An 18,476-nucleotide genomic window follows, 5' to 3' on the forward strand; every position below is an offset into this window, starting at 1 on the left:
CGGAAACGTCGCGCACGCCGCTGCCGCCATGCGCGTGCGGTGGATGCCGCATGGCGCTGCCCAGCGCCGTGCCGCCGTCCCGCGCCTGCCACGGCCACCACCAGGAGACTCACCGATGTTCGACACCTCGCCAAGCCTGCAGTGCGGCGCCCACCGGCTCGTGCTCGATCGCCCGCGGGTGATGGGGATCGTCAACGTCACCCCGGATTCGTTCTCCGACGGCGGTGCGCACGCCAGCGTGGACGCGGCGGTGGCGCACGGCCTGCGCCTGGCCGCGGAGGGCGCCGATGTGCTGGACATCGGCGGCGAGTCCACCCGCCCGGGTGCGACGCCGGTGCCGGTGGAGGAAGAACTGCGGCGGGTGATTCCGGTGATCGAGCGGCTGGCCGCGCAGACCGCGCTGCCGCTGAGCGTGGATACCTTCAAGCCGGAGGTGATGCGCGCTGCCGTCGCGGCGGGCGCTGGCATGATCAACGACGTGCAGGCCCTGCGGCAGCCCGGCGCGCTGGACGCCGCCGCGGAACTGGGGGTGCCGGTGGTGCTGATGCACATGCCCGCCGACGCCTACGCCGCCGGCAGCGCGCCCGGCTACGACGACGTGGTCGGCGAGGTGCACCGGTTCCTGGCCGAGCGCATCTTCGCCGCGGAGATGGCCGGCATCGACAAGCGGCGCATTCTGGTCGATCCGGGCTTCGGCTTCGGCAAGAGCACCGCCGACAACCTGCAGTTGCTGGCGCAGTTGGCGCGTCTGGTCGAGCTGGGCGTGCCGGTGCTGGCCGGCTTGTCGCGCAAGCGCAGCATCGGCGAACTGACCGGGCGCGAGGTGCCGGAGCAGCGGGTGGCCGGCTCGGTCGCCGCGCACCTGCTGGCCGCGCAACGCGGTGCCACGCTGCTGCGCGTGCACGACGTCGCCGCCACCGTCGACGCGCTCAAGGTCTGGCAGGCACTGCAGGCTGTGCCGTTGCCGCGCGCTTCCACATCGTCGGCCGCGGCGACGATCCGCTGGCCGGACGAGGACTGATGGCAGCCGACCGGCGCCCGCGCGCGATCGCGCTGATGGGCCCGACCGCCTCGGGCAAGACTGCCGCGGCGATCGCCTTGGCCGAGCGCTGCGGTGGCGAGATCGTCAGCGTCGATTCGGCGCTGGTCTACCGTGGCCTGGACATCGGCGCGGCCAAACCCGATGCGGCCGAGCGCGCGCGGGTGCCGCACCATCTGTTGGACCTGCGCGATCCCTGGCAGACGTATTCGGCGGCCGAGTTCGCCGCCGACGCGCGTGTCGCGCTGGAGGCGATCGTCGCCCGCGGCCGGCTGCCGATCCTGGCCGGCGGCACCGGCCTGTACTTTCAGGCGCTGCTGGAAGGATTGGCGCCGATGCCGGCGGCCGACCCGCAACTGCGTGCGGCGCTGGCCGCGCAGGCGCAGGCGCAGGCCGAGGGCTGGGCGGCGTTGCACGCGGAACTGCAGCGGATCGATCCGTTGGCCGCGCAGCGGATCCGGCCTGGCGACGCGCAGCGCATCCAGCGTGCGCTGGAGGTGTACCGGCTCAGCGGCCGGCCGATCAGTGCATGGCAGGCGGATCCGGGGCCGCCGCGGCTGCCGCTGCGGGTGCTGAAACTGGTGCTGGCGCCGGCCGAGCGCAGCGTGCTGCACGGACGCATCGAGGCCCGCTTCGACGCGATGCTGGGGCAGGGCTTGCTCGACGAAGTGCGCGCCTTGCGCGCGTTGCCGCAGATGCAGGCGGTGGCGGAGCCGCTGGCGTTGCCGGCGGTGCGCGCGGTCGGCTACCGCCAGGCCTGGGAGTACCTGGACGGTGTCGGCGATGCGGCCGACTTCCGCGCCCGCGCCGTCGCCGCCACCCGGCAACTGGCCAAGCGCCAGCTCACCTGGCTGCGCGGCGAGCAGGATGCGCGCTGGTTCGACCCCGCGCGCGACGCCGGGCGCCTGCAGACGGCCCTGGACGCCTTCCTCGGCTGATCCGGCCGGCGGCCGCGCTGTGCTGGCGCCCGCGGTTGTGTACCATCGACGTTCCGGACCACGGCAGGGGAGCTGCAGTGCCGTTCCGGACCATAAAAACAATAATCTGGGAGTCAAGCATGTCCAAGGGGCAATCCTTGCAGGATCCTTTCCTCAACGCGTTGCGTCGCGAACGGGTCCCTGTCTCGGTGTATCTGGTCAACGGCATCAAGCTGCAGGGCACGATCGAGTCGTTCGATCAGTTCGTGGTCCTGCTGCGCAATACCGTCAGCCAGATGGTCTACAAACACGCCATTTCCACCGTGGTGCCGGCGCGCAACGTGCGCGTGGGGCCGGGCGGCGGCTATGTGCAGCAGAACGAAGGTGGCAGTGCGGGTGATGATGAAATCGAGTAGTTCGGTGGCCAAGAGCGGAGCGGCGGGTGTTTGATCGGTCCCGCCGCGGCGAACACGCACTGCTGATCCAGCCCTACGCGGGCGGCCCATTGGAAGACGATGTGCTGGAGGAGTTTGCCGACCTGGCGCGCTCGGCCGGCGCCAGCATCGCCGCCACCGTCACTGCGCGCATCGACAAGCCGAGTCCGTCGACCTTCATCGGCAGCGGCAAGCTGGAGGAGGTCAAGGCCGCCGCCGACGCCAGCGGCGCCGATCTGGTCCTGGTCAACCACGCGCTCAGCCCCGGTCAGGAGCGCAACCTGGAGAAGTACCTGGAGCGGCGGGTGATCGACCGCACCGGGCTGATCCTGGACATCTTCGCCCAGCGTGCGCGCAGCCACGAGGGCAAGCTGCAGGTGGAACTGGCCCAGTTGCGGCACATGGCCACGCGGCTGGTGCGCGGCTGGACCCATCTGGAGCGCCAGCGCGGCGGTTCGATCGGCCTGCGCGGGCCCGGCGAAACCCAGTTGGAAACCGATCGCCGCCTGCTGCAGAAGCGGGTGGAGCAGCTGCAGAAGCGGCTGGAGAAGGTCGAGGTGCAGCACACCCAGATGCGCCGTGCGCGGGTGCGCAGCGAACTGCCGCGGATCGCGGTGGTGGGCTACACCAACGCCGGCAAGTCGACCCTGTTCAACGCGCTGACCGGGGCCGAGGCCTACGCCGCCGACCAGTTGTTCGCGACCCTGGACCCGACCGTGCGCCGCATCGCGCTGCCCGGCGGCAACGCCATGCTGGCCGACACCGTCGGTTTCGTGCGCAACCTGCCGCACGAACTGGTGGCGGCGTTCCGCTCGACCCTGTCCGAGGCGCGCGAGGCCGATCTGCTGCTGCACGTGGTCGACGCCGCCGATCCGCTGCGCGAGGAGCGCATCGCCCAGGTCGACGAGGTACTACAGGCGGTCGGTGCCGGCGAACTGCCGCAGTTGCTGGTGTTCAACAAGATCGACCGCATCGACGGCGCCGAGGTGCGCCACGACGCGCAGGACGGGGTGCCGGACACGGCGCGGCGCGAGCGGGTGTGGATCTCCGCGCGCGACGGCCGCGGCCTGGAGCTGCTGCAGCACGTGCTCGGCCAGCGCCTGGGCCTGCGCCACGTGCAGGGCAGCCTGCGCCTGCCGCCGAGCGCCGGCCGCCTGCGTTCACAGCTGCACCAGTTGCAGGTGATCCGCAGCGAGCAGGCCGACGAGGAGGGCTGGCTGCTGCAGGTGGACATCCCGATCACCGAGGCCGAGCGCCTGGCCGCCGCGGCCGACGGCGCGCCGATCCGCGCGCTGCTGCCGCCGCGCGAGCAGGAGGAGTGGCAACAGCGCTGAGCAGCGCCTCGGCGTCGACAAGGTCGATGCCGATTGTCTGGCCGCGTGGCAGCGACACATGCGCCACGTTGGCTGACGGCCGGCCATCCGCCGGCGCGCGCAGGCGCGACAGCCACGGCGAATTGGGCTACAAAGCGCACTGGTTTCCCGAGCTGTGCCATGACGCTTCCCACCGATTCGGAGTTGTTGCAACAGGCCACCGCGCTCAGCGACCGCTTGCGCACCGCGCGCGAGCGCCTGGTCACCGCCGAAAGCTGCAGCGGCGGCTGGATCGCCAAGGTGATGACCGACGTGGCCGGTTCCTCGGCCTGGTTCGACTGCGGCATCGTCGCCTACAGCTACGAGGCCAAGCAGGCGTTGCTGGGCGTGCGCCCGCAGACGCTGGAGCATCACGGCGCGGTCAGCCGCGAGACGGTGATCGAAATGGTGTCCGGCGCGCTGGTCAATTCCGGCGCCAGCGTCGCGGTCGCGGTGACCGGCATCGCCGGCCCCGGCGGCGGTTCCCCGGACAAGCCGGTCGGCAGCGTGTGGCTGGGCTGGAAGCGCCGCGGCGGCTACGCCAGCGCGCAGTTGTTCCACTTCCCGGGCGACCGCGACGCGGTGCGCCGGCAGACCGTGGCGGCGGCCTTGCGCGGTTTGGACGCGCTGCTGTGACTGCGGTCGCGCGCCTGCTCCGAGGATGAGCGCGATGTGGGAGGCGTTGAGCACCGTCCGCGACCTGGGACGCCTGCAGGAAATCGCCTCGGTCCTGATCCGTTACGGCTTCGGCGACGTGGTCCGGCGCATCGGCATGGCCGACGTGCTGGAACGTGCCGGGCGCCTGCTGCACTGGCACAACGCCGAGGAGATGCTGCGCATGTCGGCGCCGCAGCGGGTACGGCGCGCACTGCAGGACCTCGGCCCGACCTTCGTCAAGCTCGGCCAGGTGCTGGCCACGCGCGTGGACCTGCTGCCGCCGGAGTGGACCGACGAACTGGGCGAACTGCAGAACGCCGCGCCGGCGCTGGACTACGTGCAGATCCTGCCGCAACTGATCGAGGCGCTCGGCGAGGAACCGACGGCGATCTTTGCCAGGCTCGAGGAAACCCCGCTGGCCGCCGCCTCGCTGGCGCAGACCCATCGCGCGTGGCTGCACGACGGCACCGCGGTGGTGATCAAGGTGCGCCGTCCCGGCATCCGCGAGGTGATCGAGGCCGACCTGCGGCTGCTGGCGCGGCTGGCCGAGATCGTCGAAGCGCGCGCGCCGGACCTGAAGCGCTACCACCCGGCCGCGGTGGTGCACCAGTTCACCCTGTCGCTGCGCCGCGAGCTGGATTTCGCCGGCGAATGCCGCAACGCCGAGCGCATCGCCGCCAACTTCCAGGGACACGACGAGATCGTGATTCCGCGGGTGCACTGGCAGTGGACCTGCGAGACGCTGAACGTGCAGGACTTCGTCGCCGGCATCGGCGGGCGCGACCTGGCCGGCGTCGAGGCCGCCGGCCTGGACCGGCGCCGGCTGGCGCGCACCGGCGCCGACATCGTGCTGAAGATGGTGCTGGAGGACGGCTGTTTCCACGCCGATCCGCATCCGGGCAACATCTTCTACCTGCCCGGCGAGCGTATCGCGGTGATCGACTTCGGCATGGTCGGGCGCATTTCCGAGCAGCGCCGCTACCAGGTCGTGCAGCTGCTGCACGGGTTGGTCACGCAGGACGCCGAGGCGGTGGCCGACATCCTGTTGGAGTGGACCGACGGCGAGGTCGAGGTCGACGAGGCGCGCCTGCAGCTGGAGATCGCCGCCTTCGTCGACCAGTACCGCGGCGTGCCGCTGAAGGACCTGCGGGTCGGCGCCATGCTCGGCGACGTCACCGCGCTGCTGCGCCAGCACGCGCTGGCACTGCCTGCCGACCTGGCATTGATGATCAAGACCTTCCTGACCCTGGAAGGGGTGGGGCGCCAGCTCGATCCGGACTTCGACATGGCCGGCGCCGCCGCCCCGTACCTGGAGCGGGTGATGCTGCAGCGGTTCGCGCCGCGGGCGATGGCCAGGCGCGGCCGCCGCACCGTGCTGGGCGCGCTGGAACTGCTCGGCGACCTGCCGCGCGATACCCGCCGGCTGCTGCAGGCGGCGCGGCGCGGGCGCCTGCAGTTGAACGTGGAGACCGGCTCGCTGAAGGGCTTCGGCGACCAGGTCAACCGTGCCGCCAACCGCCTGACCATGGGCATCGTCACCGCCGCGCTGATCATTGGCTCGTCGATCGTGATGAACAGCGTCGGCGGCATTTCCAGCCGCTGGCTTCTGGCGATCGGCGTCTGTGGCTTCGTGGGCGCGGCGCTATCGGGCGTGTGGATCCTGTTCTCGATCTGGCGCAGCGGGCGCTGAGCGCGGCGCGCTTTTGAGCACGGTCCGCAGGCGTCGAGGCTGCTGGCCAAGCATCGCGCCGCTTCCAATCGAACCGCTTCCACAGGATTGCCGGTGCGCACGTCCTCCCCTTGTGGGAGGGGCTTCAGCCCCGACGCGATGCACCCGATCGCTCGGCGCACATGGCCTTGACGTCGGGAGGGACGTAGGACCCGAGAAGTAGAGGCTGCGACGTGCCTGCCAATAGGCCGCATTCCCGCAACAGCCGTCGTGCCGACCAGCCAATGCGGCAGACGCGGATGCGCTTGGCGGCCCCATGCATCGCACGCGCCAGTTGCTCGCCAATCGATTTAGTAGTATTACTACTAACCATGGACCTGACCGAAACCCAGCAGGCGATCCTCGACCTGATCGCCGAGCGCATCGAACACGACGGCGTGCCGCCGTCGCAGACCGAGATTGCCCGCGCCTTCGGCTTCAAAGGCGTACGCGCGGCCCAGTACCACCTGGAAGCACTGGAACAGGCCGGGGCGATCCGCCGCGTGCCCGGGCAGGCGCGCGGCATCCGCCTCCTCGGTGGGGCGGCCGCCCCGGCGCCCGCGCCGCAGGTGGACAGCGCCGACGTGCTGCGGCTGCCGGTACTGGGGCGCGTCGCGGCCGGCCTGCCGATCGGCGCGGACATCGGCTCCGACGACTTCGTGGTGCTGGACCGGGTGTTCTTCTCGCCCGCGCCGGACTACCTGCTGAAGGTGCAGGGCGACTCCATGCGCGACGAAGGCATCTTCGACGGCGACCTGATCGGCGTGCACCGCACCCGCGATGCACGCTCCGGGCAGATCGTGGTGGCGCGCATCGACGAGGAGATCACGGTCAAGCTGCTCAAGATCGGCAAGGACCGCATCCGCCTGCTGCCGCGCAACCCGGACTACGCGCCGATCGAGGTGCTGCCGGACCAGGAGTTCGCCATCGAAGGCCTGTATTGCGGCCTGCTGCGCCCCAACCGCTGATCCTGCGTCGGGAGCAGGGCATGTACGACAGCGCCGGCCGGACTTTCCCGACCCCAGACATCGCCATTCGCCGCTGCCGCAACCCGGTCCGGACGAATTATTTTCATCTCGCCACGCACTGTCTCAGTCCGTGCGATACCAGGCCCTTACATTGACCTCACTCCGCAAATCCTCCTCACCTTCCAAGGACACCACAATGGACGAGAACAAAAAGCGCGCGCTCGCCGCCGCCCTGAGCCAGATCGAGAAGCAGTTCGGCAAGGGTTCGGTGATGCGGATGGGCGATCGCGTCATCGAAGCGGTGGAAGTGATTCCGACCGGTTCGCTGATGCTGGACATCGCGCTGGGCATCGGCGGCCTGCCGAAGGGCCGCGTGGTCGAGATCTACGGTCCGGAATCCTCGGGCAAGACCACCCTGACCCTGCAGGCCATCGCGCAGTGCCAGAAGAACGGCGGCACCGCCGCGTTCATCGACGCCGAGCACGCGCTGGACCCGATCTACGCCGCCAAGCTGGGCGTCAACGTCGACGAACTGCTGCTGTCGCAGCCGGATACTGGCGAGCAGGCGCTGGAAATCGCCGACATGCTGGTGCGCTCGGGGTCGGTGGACATCGTGGTGGTCGACTCGGTCGCCGCGCTGACCCCGAAGGCCGAAATCGAAGGCGAGATGGGCGATCAGCTGCCGGGTCTGCAGGCTCGCCTGATGAGCCAGGCGCTGCGCAAGCTCACCGGCAACATCAAGCGCTCCAACACCCTGGTGGTGTTCATCAACCAGTTGCGCATGAAGATCGGCGTGATGATGCCGGGCCAGAGCCCGGAAACCACCACCGGCGGCAATGCGCTGAAGTTCTACGCCTCGGTGCGCCTGGACATCCGCCGCATCGGCGCGATCAAGAAGGGCGACGAGATCATCGGCAACCAGACCAAGATCAAGGTCGTCAAGAACAAGCTGGCGCCTCCGTTCAAGCAGGTCATCACCGAAATCCTCTACGGCGAAGGCATCAGCCGCGAGGGCGAACTGATCGACATGGGCGTGGAAGCCAAGCTGGTCGAGAAGGCCGGCGCCTGGTACAGCTACGGCAGCGAGCGCATCGGCCAGGGCAAGGACAACGCCCGCGGTTACCTGCGCGACAACCCGCAGGTTGCGGCCAAGCTGGAAAGCGAGCTGCGCGAGAAGTTCCAGCCCACGGAAATCGCCCCGAGCGAGGCCGAGGCGGAAGACGACGACGCGTAATGGTTTTCTGCCGGGGGAGCGGTGGAGTCAGTGCCGCTCGTCTCCCTCGGCAGTCTTGAGCAAGCCAGGAGGGCGCGCGCCAGGGACGGCGCATTTCGAATCGGGGTGACATCGCCCATGAGCGACGAACAGGCACACGAAGCACCACGTCGGCGTCGCCGGCAACCGGAGCAGACGCCGCTGCAGAAGGCGCTGAGTCTGCTGGTGCGGCGCGAGCATTCGCGCAAGGAGCTGACCCGCAAGCTGCGTGCGCGTGGGGTGGAAGCGGACGCTGCCGCGGAAGCGGTGGAACGCCTGAGCGGCGAGGGCTGGCAGGACGATGGCCGCTTCGCCGAGCTGCTGGTGCGCAGCCGCGCCGGGGCAGGGTATGGCCCGCTGCATATCCGTGCCGAGCTTGGCACCCACGGCCTGGACAGCGAGGCCGTCGCCACCGCGATGGCTGTCTTCGAGGGCGACTGGACCGAAAACGCCCGCGATCTGGTCAGGCGCCGCTTCGGCGCTACCGGGGCGATGGACTTGCCGCAGCAACGCAAGGCCGCCGATCTGCTGGCGCGGCGCGGTTTCGATGGGGACAGCATCCGCGCTGCCGTGCGCGACGCTGCGGAGGACTGAGCGGGCCGGGCCTGCTACCCTTGGCGAGTTGTCTTGTCCGGTTTCCGTGGCGCCCTCATCTAGGAGGGAGTTGCCGGAAGCCCGTCCGCTCGTCTATAGCCAGCCCATGAACGCACCCGCCAAATTCTCCACCTCCCAGATCCGCAGCGACTTCCTCGACTTCTTCAAGGGCAAGGGTCACACCATCGTGCCGTCCGCGCCGCTGGTGCCCGGCAACGACCCGACGCTGCTGTTCACCAATTCCGGCATGGTGCAGTTCAAGGACGTGTTCCTGGGCGCCGAGAAGCGCAGCTACGTGCGCGCGGCGGACGTGCAGCGCTGCCTGCGCGCCGGCGGCAAGCACAACGACCTCGATTCGGTCGGCTACACCGCGCGCCATCACACCTTCTTCGAAATGCTCGGCAATTGGTCGTTCGGCGACTACTTCAAGAAGGACGCCATCGCCTGGGCCTGGGAGCTGCTGACCCAGGTCTGGAAGTTGCCGGCCGAGCGCCTGCTGGTCACCGTCTACCACACCGACGACGAGGCCTACGGCCTGTGGCGCGACATGATCGGCGTGCCTGCCGAGCGCATCGTGCGCATCGGCGACAACAAGGGCGCGCCGTATGCCTCCGACAACTTCTGGCAGATGGCCGACACCGGCCCCTGCGGCCCGTGCACCGAGATCTTCTACGACCACGGCGCGCACATCGCCGGCGGTCCGCCGGGGTCGCCCGACGAGGATGGCGACCGCTTCATCGAGATCTGGAATCTGGTGTTCATGCAGTTCGACCGCCAGCCCGACGGCACCCTGGTGCCGCTGCCGGCCCCCTGTGTGGACACCGGCATGGGCCTGGAGCGTCTGGCCGCGATCCTGCAGCACGTGCACACCAACTACGAGATCGACCTGTTCCAGACGCTGATCCGCAAGGCGTCCGAGCTGACCGGCACCGCCGACCTCGAGAACAAGTCGCTGCGCGTGATCGCCGATCACATCCGTGCCTGCGCGTTCCTGATCGTCGACGGCGTGCTGCCGTCCAACGAAGGCCGCGGCTACGTGCTGCGCCGGATCATCCGCCGCGCCCTGCGCCATGGCTGGATGCTCGGCGTGCGCCAGCCGTTCTTCAGCAAGCTGGTGCCGACCCTGGTGGAGCTGATGGGCGAGGCCTATCCGGAACTGGCCGCAGCCCAGGACACCGTGCTGCGTGCCCTGCAGGCCGAGGAGGAGCGCTTCGCCGAGACGCTCGATGCCGGCATGAAGATCTTCGAGGACGTCGCCGCCAAGGCGCAGGGCGGGGTGATCGCCGGCGAGGATGCTTTCCGCCTGTACGACACCTACGGTTTCCCGCTGGACCTGACCCAGGACATCGCCCGCGAGCGCGACCTGCGCGTGGATGAGCAGGGCTTCGAGACGGCGATGGACGAGCAGCGCCGGCGTGCGCGTGAAGCCGGCAAGTTCGGTGGCGGCGTGCAGTTGCCGGCCGATCTGGTGGCGACCCTCGCCCCGACCGTGTTCCTGGGTTACGACAGTCTGCAGGCCGACGACCTGCGCGTGGTCGCGCTGCTCAAGGACGGCCGCCCGGTGCAGTCGGCCCAGGCCGGCGATGCGGTGATCGTGCTGACCGACAGAACGCCGTTCTATGCCGAATCCGGCGGCCAAGTCGGTGATCTCGGCATATTGACCGCCGCGGGTACCCGCCTGACGGTCACCGACACGCAGAAGTTTGCCGGCCAGTTCCATGGCCACGTCGGCACCTTGGAAGAAGGCAGCCTGAAGCTTGGCGATGTGCTCGCCGGCCAGGTCGATGTCGAGCGCCGCAGCGCCACCATCCTCAACCATTCCGCGACACACCTCCTGCACGCGGCCCTGCGCGAAGTGTTGGGCACCCATGTCCAGCAGAAGGGCTCCTTGGTGGCGCCGGACCGCCTGCGCTTCGACTTCTCGCACTTCCAGCCGATCGGGGCCGAGGAACTGGCGCTGATCGAGCGCAAGGTCAACCAGCAGGTCCGCGCCAACAACGCGGCCGAAGTGCATCAGATGGGCATGCAGGAAGCGCTGGATTTCGGTGCGATGGCGCTGTTCGGCGAGAAGTACGGCGAGCGCGTGCGCGTGCTGAAGATGGGCGACTACTCCACCGAACTGTGCGGCGGCACGCACGTCGGCCGGACCGGCGACATCGGCCTGTTCAAGATCACCAGCGAAGGCGGCGTCTCCGCCGGCGTGCGCCGCATCGAGGCGGTGACCGGGCAGGGCGCGCTGGACTATGTTGCGTCCGAGGAGGCCCGGCTGCGCGAGGCGGCCGACCTGGTCGGCGGCAACAGCCATGACGTGGTCGACAAGATTCGCCAGCTCGGCGAGCGCTACAAGCGCATGGAGCGCGAGTTGGAAGCGCTGAAGGCCAAGCTGGCGTCCGGCGCCACCGCCGACCTGGCCGGATCGGCCGTCGACGTCGCCGGCGTGAAGGTCCTCGCCGTGCGGCTGGAAGGCTTCGATGCCAAGGCCCTGCGCGAGGCGATGGATCGCCTGAAGCAGCAGTTGGGCGACAGCGTGATCGTGCTGGCCGGTGCCAGCGAGGGCAAGGTCGCCCTGGTCGCTGGCGTGAACGGCAGCCCAATGGGACGGGTCAAGGCCGGGGAACTGTTGAGCCACATCGCCGGTCAGATCTCGGGCAAGGGCGGCGGCCGCCCGGACCTCGCCCAGGGTGGTGGCGAGGACGGGCCCGCCCTTGCCCCTGCACTCGCCGGCGTCCCCGCCTGGGTCAAGCAACATCTCCCCTGAACATACGAGCGGCGCGCCTTGCTGGCAGGGCGCGGCTTCCCGTAACATCACCCCTCTTTTCACTTTCATTATGGGGCGTGCCGCAGCGCGGGCGCCGTGCCGGTGAGACCCACCGGTTCCCTGGAGAATTTTAAAAATGTTGATCCTGACTCGCCGGGTAGGCGAAACCTTGATGATCGGCGATTCGGTCACCGTGACGGTGCTTGGGGTCAAGGGCAATCAAGTGCGTATCGGCATCACCGCGCCCAAGGACGTGGCGGTGCATCGCGAAGAGATCTACCAGCGCATCCAGCGCGGCGACGAGCCGAACTCCCATGGCGGCGGTCACGGCGATCAATCTGCCGATTGATGCGTCGAAAGGGTTTACCTGAGACCCCACAACCCGGTATTCTTCGCGCCCGGTCGCGGAAATATCCGCAGCGCAGAAATCCGGAGTGATGCCCGAGTGGCTGAAGGGGCTCCCCTGCTAAGGGAGTATAGGGTCAAAAGCTCTATCGAGGGTTCGAATCCCTCTCACTCCGCCAGTGTCAAGGAAACGCCCGCAAATCGACGATTTGCGGGCGTTTTTTTTCGGGCGACCTTTGCACTTTCATGCGCGTCGCGCACTCTCCCGTGCGCGGGAGGTCGGCCGCTATAATGTTCGTTTGCCGGTCCTGCTGACCTACAAGGGCATTGCGGACATAGAGTCATCAAGTGCTGCATTGGCACGACATGCGGTCGTGCCGCGCCTAGCGGTGCGCTGCTGCTTGCTGCTGTCACAGCGCGTCGCTCACGCCTTCGCCGCCCACTAGGAGCGGCAGCCGGTGATCAGATGGCTAGAGCGCTTGAGGGGCGCTTGGTGGGTAGGTCGTCGCCACAAGTGTACGAGACTGCTTGCGGCGCTTCATTGCGGCGGGTGCAGATCAGGAAAGCGGCACGTCGCTCTTTCAACAACTGCACTGTGCGGCACTCGGTGCCGTTATGCGCAGTATGGTCGCTGAGTCCATCGAGCCGCTCAGCTAGCGTGCCTCGTTGACCCGATCCTTGCCGGTCCGCGACAGGTGTCTACATGGCAAGAGCGTCCGTCAGTTCATCTTTCAGAAGATCCGTGTGCCTGAGGACGTGTCGGCCTTCGGAGCGAGCTGGAATGGGGGCCAACCCGCAGGCGCTGTCGTGTCGAGCATGCACTCTGCGGAGCGGAAAAGGAAAACGCGCTTTAGCGTGACGGCGCCTTCGGCAGTCCGCGTGCGATGTCCAGCACGGCACTGGCCAGACGCAATCGTGCTTCCATGGAGATGTTCCGGTTGATCAACAAGACGATGCCGATCCTGTCCGATGGATTGAATGCGACGTAAGCGCCAAAGCCACGGGTCGAGCCGGTCTTGTTGATCAGGACGTTTTGCTGTGGCTGCAAGGGGGGCGTCAGTGCTTCCACGGCGTTGCTTTCGTAGATGACTTTCTGGGAACTGTTCGTCAACAGCCCGTTCTGGGTGGTGGGATAAGGAATCTGCTCCCAGACCAGGTCCTGGGTCATGTCGCCTAGCTTGAAGTAACCGGTGTGGGTGTCTTCGATGGCTTGCCTCAGCGCAGGCTGTACCTCGATCAGGCCGAGATTGATTTCGACAAACCGCAGCAGATCCTTGGCGCTGGTCTTGATGCCATAGGTCGGCTCCCAGAGTGCGCCGGGCTTCATCCTCACAGGTACATTGTTCTCATCGTAGCCCTGTGCGTACAGCGCCTGTTTTTCGGGCGGAACGTAAAGGTAGGTGCTGGGCAGCGCAAGCCTGGGAAGCAGAATGCCTTCCATCGCCTTGCGAAACGGGACATGCATGCTTTTTGCCGTGATCAGCCCCAACATGCCAATGCTCGGGTTTGCGTAGGTGCGCTTCGTGCCGGCCGGGTACTGAGGCTTCCATGCCTGGAAGTAGGCAGTTGCCTGGGCGTCGCTTTTGACGTCCTCCGGCATCTGCATCGGGAAGCCGCCTGCCGTGTGCGTTCCGAGGTTGAGCAGGGTGACCTTGTCGATGTCGTGACCCTTCATCTCCGGCAGATACTTGCTCGGGTGATCCATCAGGGACAGCTTGTGGTTGACCTGCGCATAGGCGGCCAAGGTGGCGGTGAACGTCTTGCTGATCGAGCCGATCTCGAACAAGGTGTCCTTGCCGACCCTTGCCTGCGTCGTTCGCGAGGAGACGCCATAGGTGGCGTAGTAGTCGGTTCCATCGACCGTCACGGCGATGGCCACTCCGGGCACGTCGTACTGCGTCATGAACGCCTGCACGGTGCGCTGTAGCTGCTTTTCCGCGTCTGCCCGCGAAGTGGGCGCGTCCTTCGCGCTGCCGATGGCGGCAACGAAAAGCAAACAGAGGGCCAAAAGCCTCTTCATCGTCTTTACCCTTCCTTCTTTCTAAGTGCCGAGGAGAGTGGCGATCGCGTGCTTTCCGCGGATCGTGCCGCTTTCGCGTTCGACAGGATGGACAAAAAGGCGACGCGAAGGAAGCGGCTCGGTCACGGGCGTTCCGTTGCCGGCTAAATGGCCGCCGATCGTGGGCTTGACGATGGTCTGCGCATGAGGGTCGCCAGGCATTCGGCCAGATAGTCGATGTCCGAAGAGGTGTTGTAGACGTGAGGCGACAGCCGAAGCAGCGCCAGGTCCTGGCGCTCGACGACGGAGACCTCCAGACGAAACCGGTCCCAAAGCACGCCTTGCAGTTGCGCCGGCATTGCTGCAGTGGGCAACTCGAAGGCGATCATTGGCCCGCTTAACAAAGGATCGGAGGGCGTCGCCGCGATCAGGCCCAGCGCTGTGAGGCGTACGCGCGCATGCTCCGCCAGCATGCACATGTGGGCGCGGGCCCGGTCCGGTGCGAAGGAACGGTGGAAGGCGATGGCGTCGGGCAGGGCGAGCCATGGGCAGATGTCGCGTGTTCCCTCGCATTCGAGCCGCCGCAGCCGAGGTGTACTGCCGAATCGATCGCGTTCGTCCGGCGCCGAGGTGGCCTGTGCGCTGTGGTGCCCCCAACTGATCGTCAGTGGTTGCAGTCGCTCTTCCCGTTCGCGCCCGAGATAGAGAAAGCTCGCACCGCTGGGCGCAAGCAGCCACTTGTGGCAACTGCCGACGTAGAAGTCGCAGGGGATCTGCCGCAGTCGCAGCGCGCTGGCTGCCACGGCATGCGCGCCGTCGACCACGCTGATGATGCCGCGCTGCCGCGCTTCTTCGCAGATTCGCCGGGCGGGCAGCACCAGCCCGGTGGCCGAGGCGATGTGACTGAAGAAGATCAGGCGAGTCTGCGGTCCCATGGCGTGAACGGCCATTTGCACGATTTCCTCGGGGTCCGACGGCATGGGCGGGGTCCGGAAGGTACGAATCGCCAGGCCGTGCCGGTCCGCCACGCGTTCCCAACACCACCGCATGGTCAGGTATTCCTGGTCGCTGAGCAGGATCTCGCCGGGAGCGGGAAGCGTCAGCGACGAAGCAACGAGGTTCACCGCGGCACTGACGCTCGCGGTGAAAACAAGGCGGTTGGGAGGGCAGCCCAGGAATTCGGCCAACTCCTCGCGTGCGCGCCAGAGCAGATCGGGCGCCTGACGCAACAGGAAGTCCGTGGGTTCCTCCGCAAGCCGGTGCCGAAGCGCCGCCGTCGCCTCGAACACCGTGCGGGGGAGCGGGCCGAATGAACCCGCGTTCAGATAGACGACGGGGGGTGGCAACAGCATGCGCTCACGCACGCTCTTCGCGTCGATATGCGAAATCATGAACAAATTTTCCCACAGGGATGATGAGCGCGCTGGCGCGCACCGTCGGCGTGGCGCGCGCTGTACGCTCTAGGATTGCGGCGTCATGACGTGCATCTCCATGTAATTGGCGCCGCACCACTCTCCGAAGGTGGCGTGCTCGCCGCTCAGGTCGTCGCCCATGCCGAGCGCCTTGGCGAGCGGCACGGAGAAAGTGAATTCCGAACGGGGCCGCAGGAAAAGCACGCTTGATGTGCGGTTGCTGCCGATCCGTTGCGTCACGCTCGGTGAAACCACCCGGTGCTGCGGTGCCTTGATCTTTCCATCAGAGACCAGGGGTGCGATGGACCCGCAGAAGACCACCACGCATCCTGGACGTGGCCCCAACTCGATGAAGTGTCCGTCGATTTCCACCTGCAGGCTGACGAATCCGTTCGGGCATGGGGTCTGCAAGATCAGGGAGACGATTGACAGGTCGTAGTGAGGCGCCATGCGATTGGGCTGCTGTTCGGCGCAACGGTCTTCGGGGACGTCGGGGAAGTAGCGGAATCGCAGCACTGGATCGCAATCGAGCAGGGCGTCGATATCGGTGTGGAGATGGACATCCATGCTTCGGAGCACCGCGTTCGCCGTCTGCTGCGAAATGGCGTAGTAGATGTCGAAGTAATTGCTCCACAGCCGTTGGAAGTCCTGTGTGGGAAAGAGGTTGCCGGAGATTCCCATGGAGTAGACCATCGCGTAATCGGAATACTCGCCGGTATTGGTGCAGCGCGCAGTGCTTTCGGAGCCTAGCGGAGAAAAACCACGGCGCATGTTCGGTCTAGTGTTGGTGACAGCCTGCTTCGCGGAGTCGTCGGCGTTGGCGAAGAACGTCATCGCGGCGTTTCCCGCCTGGACGTGCGCATCGTTCAGTGGGCCGTTCACCTCGAGATAGAAGACGCCTAGCTCGCTCACGCAGCGGCGCAGTTCTCTCATCTGCTCGCCACGCATGATGTTTTCCAGCGCGAAAGTCGGAACGGTCCGTTCGTTCATGCGCTTGCACTCCTTCTATGATGGACCGCTTCAGCGGTCAGGCCATGGTCGCGGCGCGAGAATCGGTGGCCGTGGAGCGGAGATTGACGTAATTTCCGCCGATCCAGTCTCCGAACGTGGCGGTGTCGCCGGTGAAATCGACGTCCAGGCCGACAGCCTTGGCGAGCGCGACCGGGAATCGAAAATCTAGCTTCGGACGCAGGAAAAACACGCTGGAAGTACGCGCGCTGCCGCTGCGCTGGCTGATCGACGGCGAAGCGACCTGATGCCGCGGCGCCTTTATCTTTCCGTTCGATACGAGCGGGGCGACTGCGCCGCAGAACACCACCATGCAACCGGGCAGGGGTGGAACATCGACATAGCGGCCGTCCACGGCGCACTGCAAGCTGACGAAGCCGTTGGCGCAGGGCGTCTGCTGGATGGTGGTAATGATGGAGAGATCGTAGTGCGGGGCCATGCGGCGTGGTTCCTGTTCCGCGCATCGGTTTTCCGGAACTTCTGGGAAGTAGCGGAAACGCAGCAATGGATCGCACTCCAGGAACGCATCCAGTCCCTCCTCGGGGTCCACGTCGGCAGCCTGCAGCACGCACCGCGCGATGTCCTTGGTTACGCCGTAAAAGCGATCGAAGTAGGCGGTCCAAGTGTCCTCGAAGGGTTTGGAGGGGAACAGGTTTTGCGAAACCCCGATCGAATAGACCATCGAGTAATCCGTGTACTGGCCGCCCTTGGTGATCTTTGCGGTACTTTCCGCTTCGAGGTCGGAAAATCCCCGGCGGATGTTGGGGGTGAGATTGCGTAGCGCGTTCTTTTGTTCCGCACTGCCGTTCTCGAACAGGTCCATGACGGCCTCCATCGCGTTCCGATGCTGCCGTTTCAGGTCTTCGTCCTCCCGGATGTAGAAAACGCCGGTACCGAATAGCGACTTGCGTAAAGAATCGTTGTGAATGCGCTGCTTGAGCTCATCCAGTTCAAAGACATGGATTCCTGTATCGGTCATTTCTGTCGCCTCGGCGCTGGAAGGGAATGTGCAGATGTCGTGTACGGCTCAGGTCAAGCGGGTCAGGTCTGGCCGTTGGCCTTGATCAGATCGAGAAGCCCGTGCTGCAGATAGTCGCCATAGGAAAGAGTTCGGTTGGTGCTGGCGGGAAGATGTTGAGCAGGGGCGAACGGGGCGATGGTGCTTTTGTAGGAGAGGTTGGCAAAGAAGGGAATGGAAAGGCGCTCGGCGTTGATGAACTTGACCCGGTGCACCGGTGCTGGGTAGTAGTCATGCGTGATATGCGCCATGTAAGTCCCGCAATTGACCAGGAAGTGCTCTTCGGATGCGGGGATGTCCACATAGCCTTCTGCAGTCTCGACCTGCAGGTTGGGAACGGCTGTCTGATACAGGACGGTGATCAGCGACACGTCCTGATGATGCTCGAAGCTGAGTTTCGTTCCGTCGGCTGCGATTTTGACTGGCGGATAGTCTTCAAGGTACGGATAGCGGATCAGTGACACCGCTGACAAGGTGTCTTGTGCAGTGAAGTGGGAATCGAAGAACGTTTCGTTCTTTCCAAGGGCGATGGCGAATCCACGCAAGATCAGGGAGGCGACGTCGAACACGTCCGTGTAGTAGCGCTCGTAGAATGGGCGAAAGCCGGGATGCCTTTCCTCATCGGGCCAGATGTTGACTTCGTGGGAAGGCAGCCCCTCCCTGATCAACGCATGTTCCGCGTTGAATGATGGATTCAGATAGCAAAACGATTCGTTGGCTTTCCTGCCCTTCACCGCCATGTAGTAGCCGTTGCGGTTCCTCGGATTGGCGGGATTGTAGGCATTGATCGCCAAGGCCCATTTCTCCGCGTCGGACATGGCCATGTGCCAGTCCGTGGTTACTTTCTGCAGCGCTGCCAGATCGACGCCGTGATTGGCTGCATAGAAGAATCCGGAACTGCGGCAAGCGCGGTCTATTTCGGCGGCGGCATCGCGCTTGGCGGCCGGGTCCCTGCCCGCGAGCCTGGAAATGTCGATCACCGGTACGTCTGCATGGCTGTTCATGGTCATCTCTG

Annotated in this window: 16 protein-coding genes and 1 tRNA gene; 12 read left to right on the forward strand and 5 right to left on the reverse strand. The window is 66.4% G+C overall.

What is annotated here, in order from left to right; all coding sequences use genetic code 11:
* The first annotated feature begins 115 nt into the window (after positions 1-115).
* From folP to GGR71_RS08835, 12 genes are all read left to right on the forward strand, one after another.
* On the forward strand, positions 116-1,021 hold the full coding sequence (folP, locus tag GGR71_RS08780) for a dihydropteroate synthase (protein ID WP_160958828.1): 906 nt from the start codon (positions 116-118) through the stop codon (positions 1,019-1,021).
* Positions 1,021-1,977 carry a tRNA (adenosine(37)-N6)-dimethylallyltransferase MiaA gene (miaA, locus tag GGR71_RS08785; protein WP_160958826.1) on the forward strand — a complete coding sequence of 319 codons (957 nt, stop codon included), beginning with the start codon at positions 1,021-1,023 and terminating at the stop codon, positions 1,975-1,977. The genes folP and miaA overlap by 1 nt, the downstream gene beginning before the upstream one ends.
* Positions 1,978-2,096: 119 nt before the next feature.
* Positions 2,097-2,372, forward strand: coding sequence for an RNA chaperone Hfq (gene hfq, locus GGR71_RS08790; protein WP_160958823.1), 276 nt, complete (start codon positions 2,097-2,099; stop codon positions 2,370-2,372).
* 26 nt (positions 2,373-2,398) lie between these two features.
* Positions 2,399-3,724, forward strand: a complete 1,326-nt coding sequence (gene hflX / locus GGR71_RS08795) for a ribosome rescue GTPase HflX (protein WP_160958820.1) — start codon at positions 2,399-2,401, stop codon at positions 3,722-3,724.
* Positions 3,725-3,883: 159 nt separating this feature from the next.
* Positions 3,884-4,378 (forward strand): CinA family protein, encoded by a 495-nt coding sequence (locus GGR71_RS08800; protein WP_048489001.1) that lies wholly within the window; start codon positions 3,884-3,886, stop codon positions 4,376-4,378.
* Between the two features lie 34 nt (positions 4,379-4,412).
* Complete coding sequence (locus tag GGR71_RS08805; RefSeq protein ID WP_184451872.1) at positions 4,413-6,089, forward strand: AarF/UbiB family protein; 1,677 nt, start codon at positions 4,413-4,415, stop codon at positions 6,087-6,089.
* Between the two features lie 350 nt (positions 6,090-6,439).
* Positions 6,440-7,075, forward strand: coding sequence for a transcriptional repressor LexA (gene lexA / locus GGR71_RS08810; RefSeq protein WP_017910626.1), 636 nt, complete (start codon positions 6,440-6,442; stop codon positions 7,073-7,075).
* A 196-nt stretch (positions 7,076-7,271) separates the two neighbouring features.
* Positions 7,272-8,309, forward strand: coding sequence for a recombinase RecA (gene recA / locus GGR71_RS08815; protein ID WP_048489003.1), 1,038 nt, complete (start codon positions 7,272-7,274; stop codon positions 8,307-8,309).
* Between the two features lie 117 nt (positions 8,310-8,426).
* Positions 8,427-8,921, forward strand: a complete 495-nt coding sequence (recX, locus tag GGR71_RS08820) for a recombination regulator RecX (protein ID WP_160958814.1) — start codon at positions 8,427-8,429, stop codon at positions 8,919-8,921.
* A 106-nt stretch (positions 8,922-9,027) separates the two neighbouring features.
* Positions 9,028-11,679, forward strand: a complete 2,652-nt coding sequence (alaS, locus tag GGR71_RS08825) for an alanine--tRNA ligase (RefSeq protein WP_160958812.1) — start codon at positions 9,028-9,030, stop codon at positions 11,677-11,679.
* A 136-nt stretch (positions 11,680-11,815) separates the two neighbouring features.
* The gene (gene csrA / locus GGR71_RS08830; RefSeq protein WP_010341308.1) at positions 11,816-12,028 is read left to right on the forward strand and encodes a carbon storage regulator CsrA; all 213 of its coding nucleotides are present in this window, start codon (positions 11,816-11,818) and stop codon (positions 12,026-12,028) included.
* 82 nt (positions 12,029-12,110) lie between these two features.
* Positions 12,111-12,203, forward strand: a tRNA-Ser gene (locus GGR71_RS08835).
* Positions 12,204-12,874: 671 nt separating this feature from the next.
* Here the strand turns inward: GGR71_RS08835 and ampC are convergent.
* From ampC to GGR71_RS08860, 5 genes are all read right to left on the reverse strand, one after another.
* Positions 12,875-14,044, reverse strand: a complete 1,170-nt coding sequence (ampC, locus tag GGR71_RS08840) for a class C beta-lactamase (RefSeq protein WP_160958810.1) — start codon at positions 14,042-14,044, stop codon at positions 12,875-12,877.
* A gap of 143 nt (positions 14,045-14,187) precedes the next feature.
* The gene (locus GGR71_RS08845; RefSeq protein ID WP_184451829.1) at positions 14,188-15,414 is read right to left on the reverse strand and encodes an aminotransferase class V-fold PLP-dependent enzyme; all 1,227 of its coding nucleotides are present in this window, start codon (positions 15,412-15,414) and stop codon (positions 14,188-14,190) included.
* A gap of 69 nt (positions 15,415-15,483) precedes the next feature.
* Complete coding sequence (locus GGR71_RS08850) at positions 15,484-16,425, reverse strand: 2OG-Fe(II) oxygenase family protein (protein WP_237474300.1); 942 nt, start codon at positions 16,423-16,425, stop codon at positions 15,484-15,486.
* Positions 16,426-16,462: 37 nt separating this feature from the next.
* The gene (locus tag GGR71_RS08855; RefSeq protein ID WP_160958807.1) at positions 16,463-17,422 is read right to left on the reverse strand and encodes a 2OG-Fe(II) oxygenase family protein; all 960 of its coding nucleotides are present in this window, start codon (positions 17,420-17,422) and stop codon (positions 16,463-16,465) included.
* A gap of 62 nt (positions 17,423-17,484) precedes the next feature.
* Positions 17,485-18,465: a 2OG-Fe(II) oxygenase family protein gene (locus tag GGR71_RS08860; protein ID WP_237474299.1), complete on the reverse strand. Its 981-nt coding sequence runs from the start codon at positions 18,463-18,465 to the stop codon at positions 17,485-17,487.
* Between the last annotated feature and the right edge of the window lie 11 nt (positions 18,466-18,476).

The sequence above is a fragment of the Xanthomonas sp. F1 genome, from assembly GCF_014199855.1.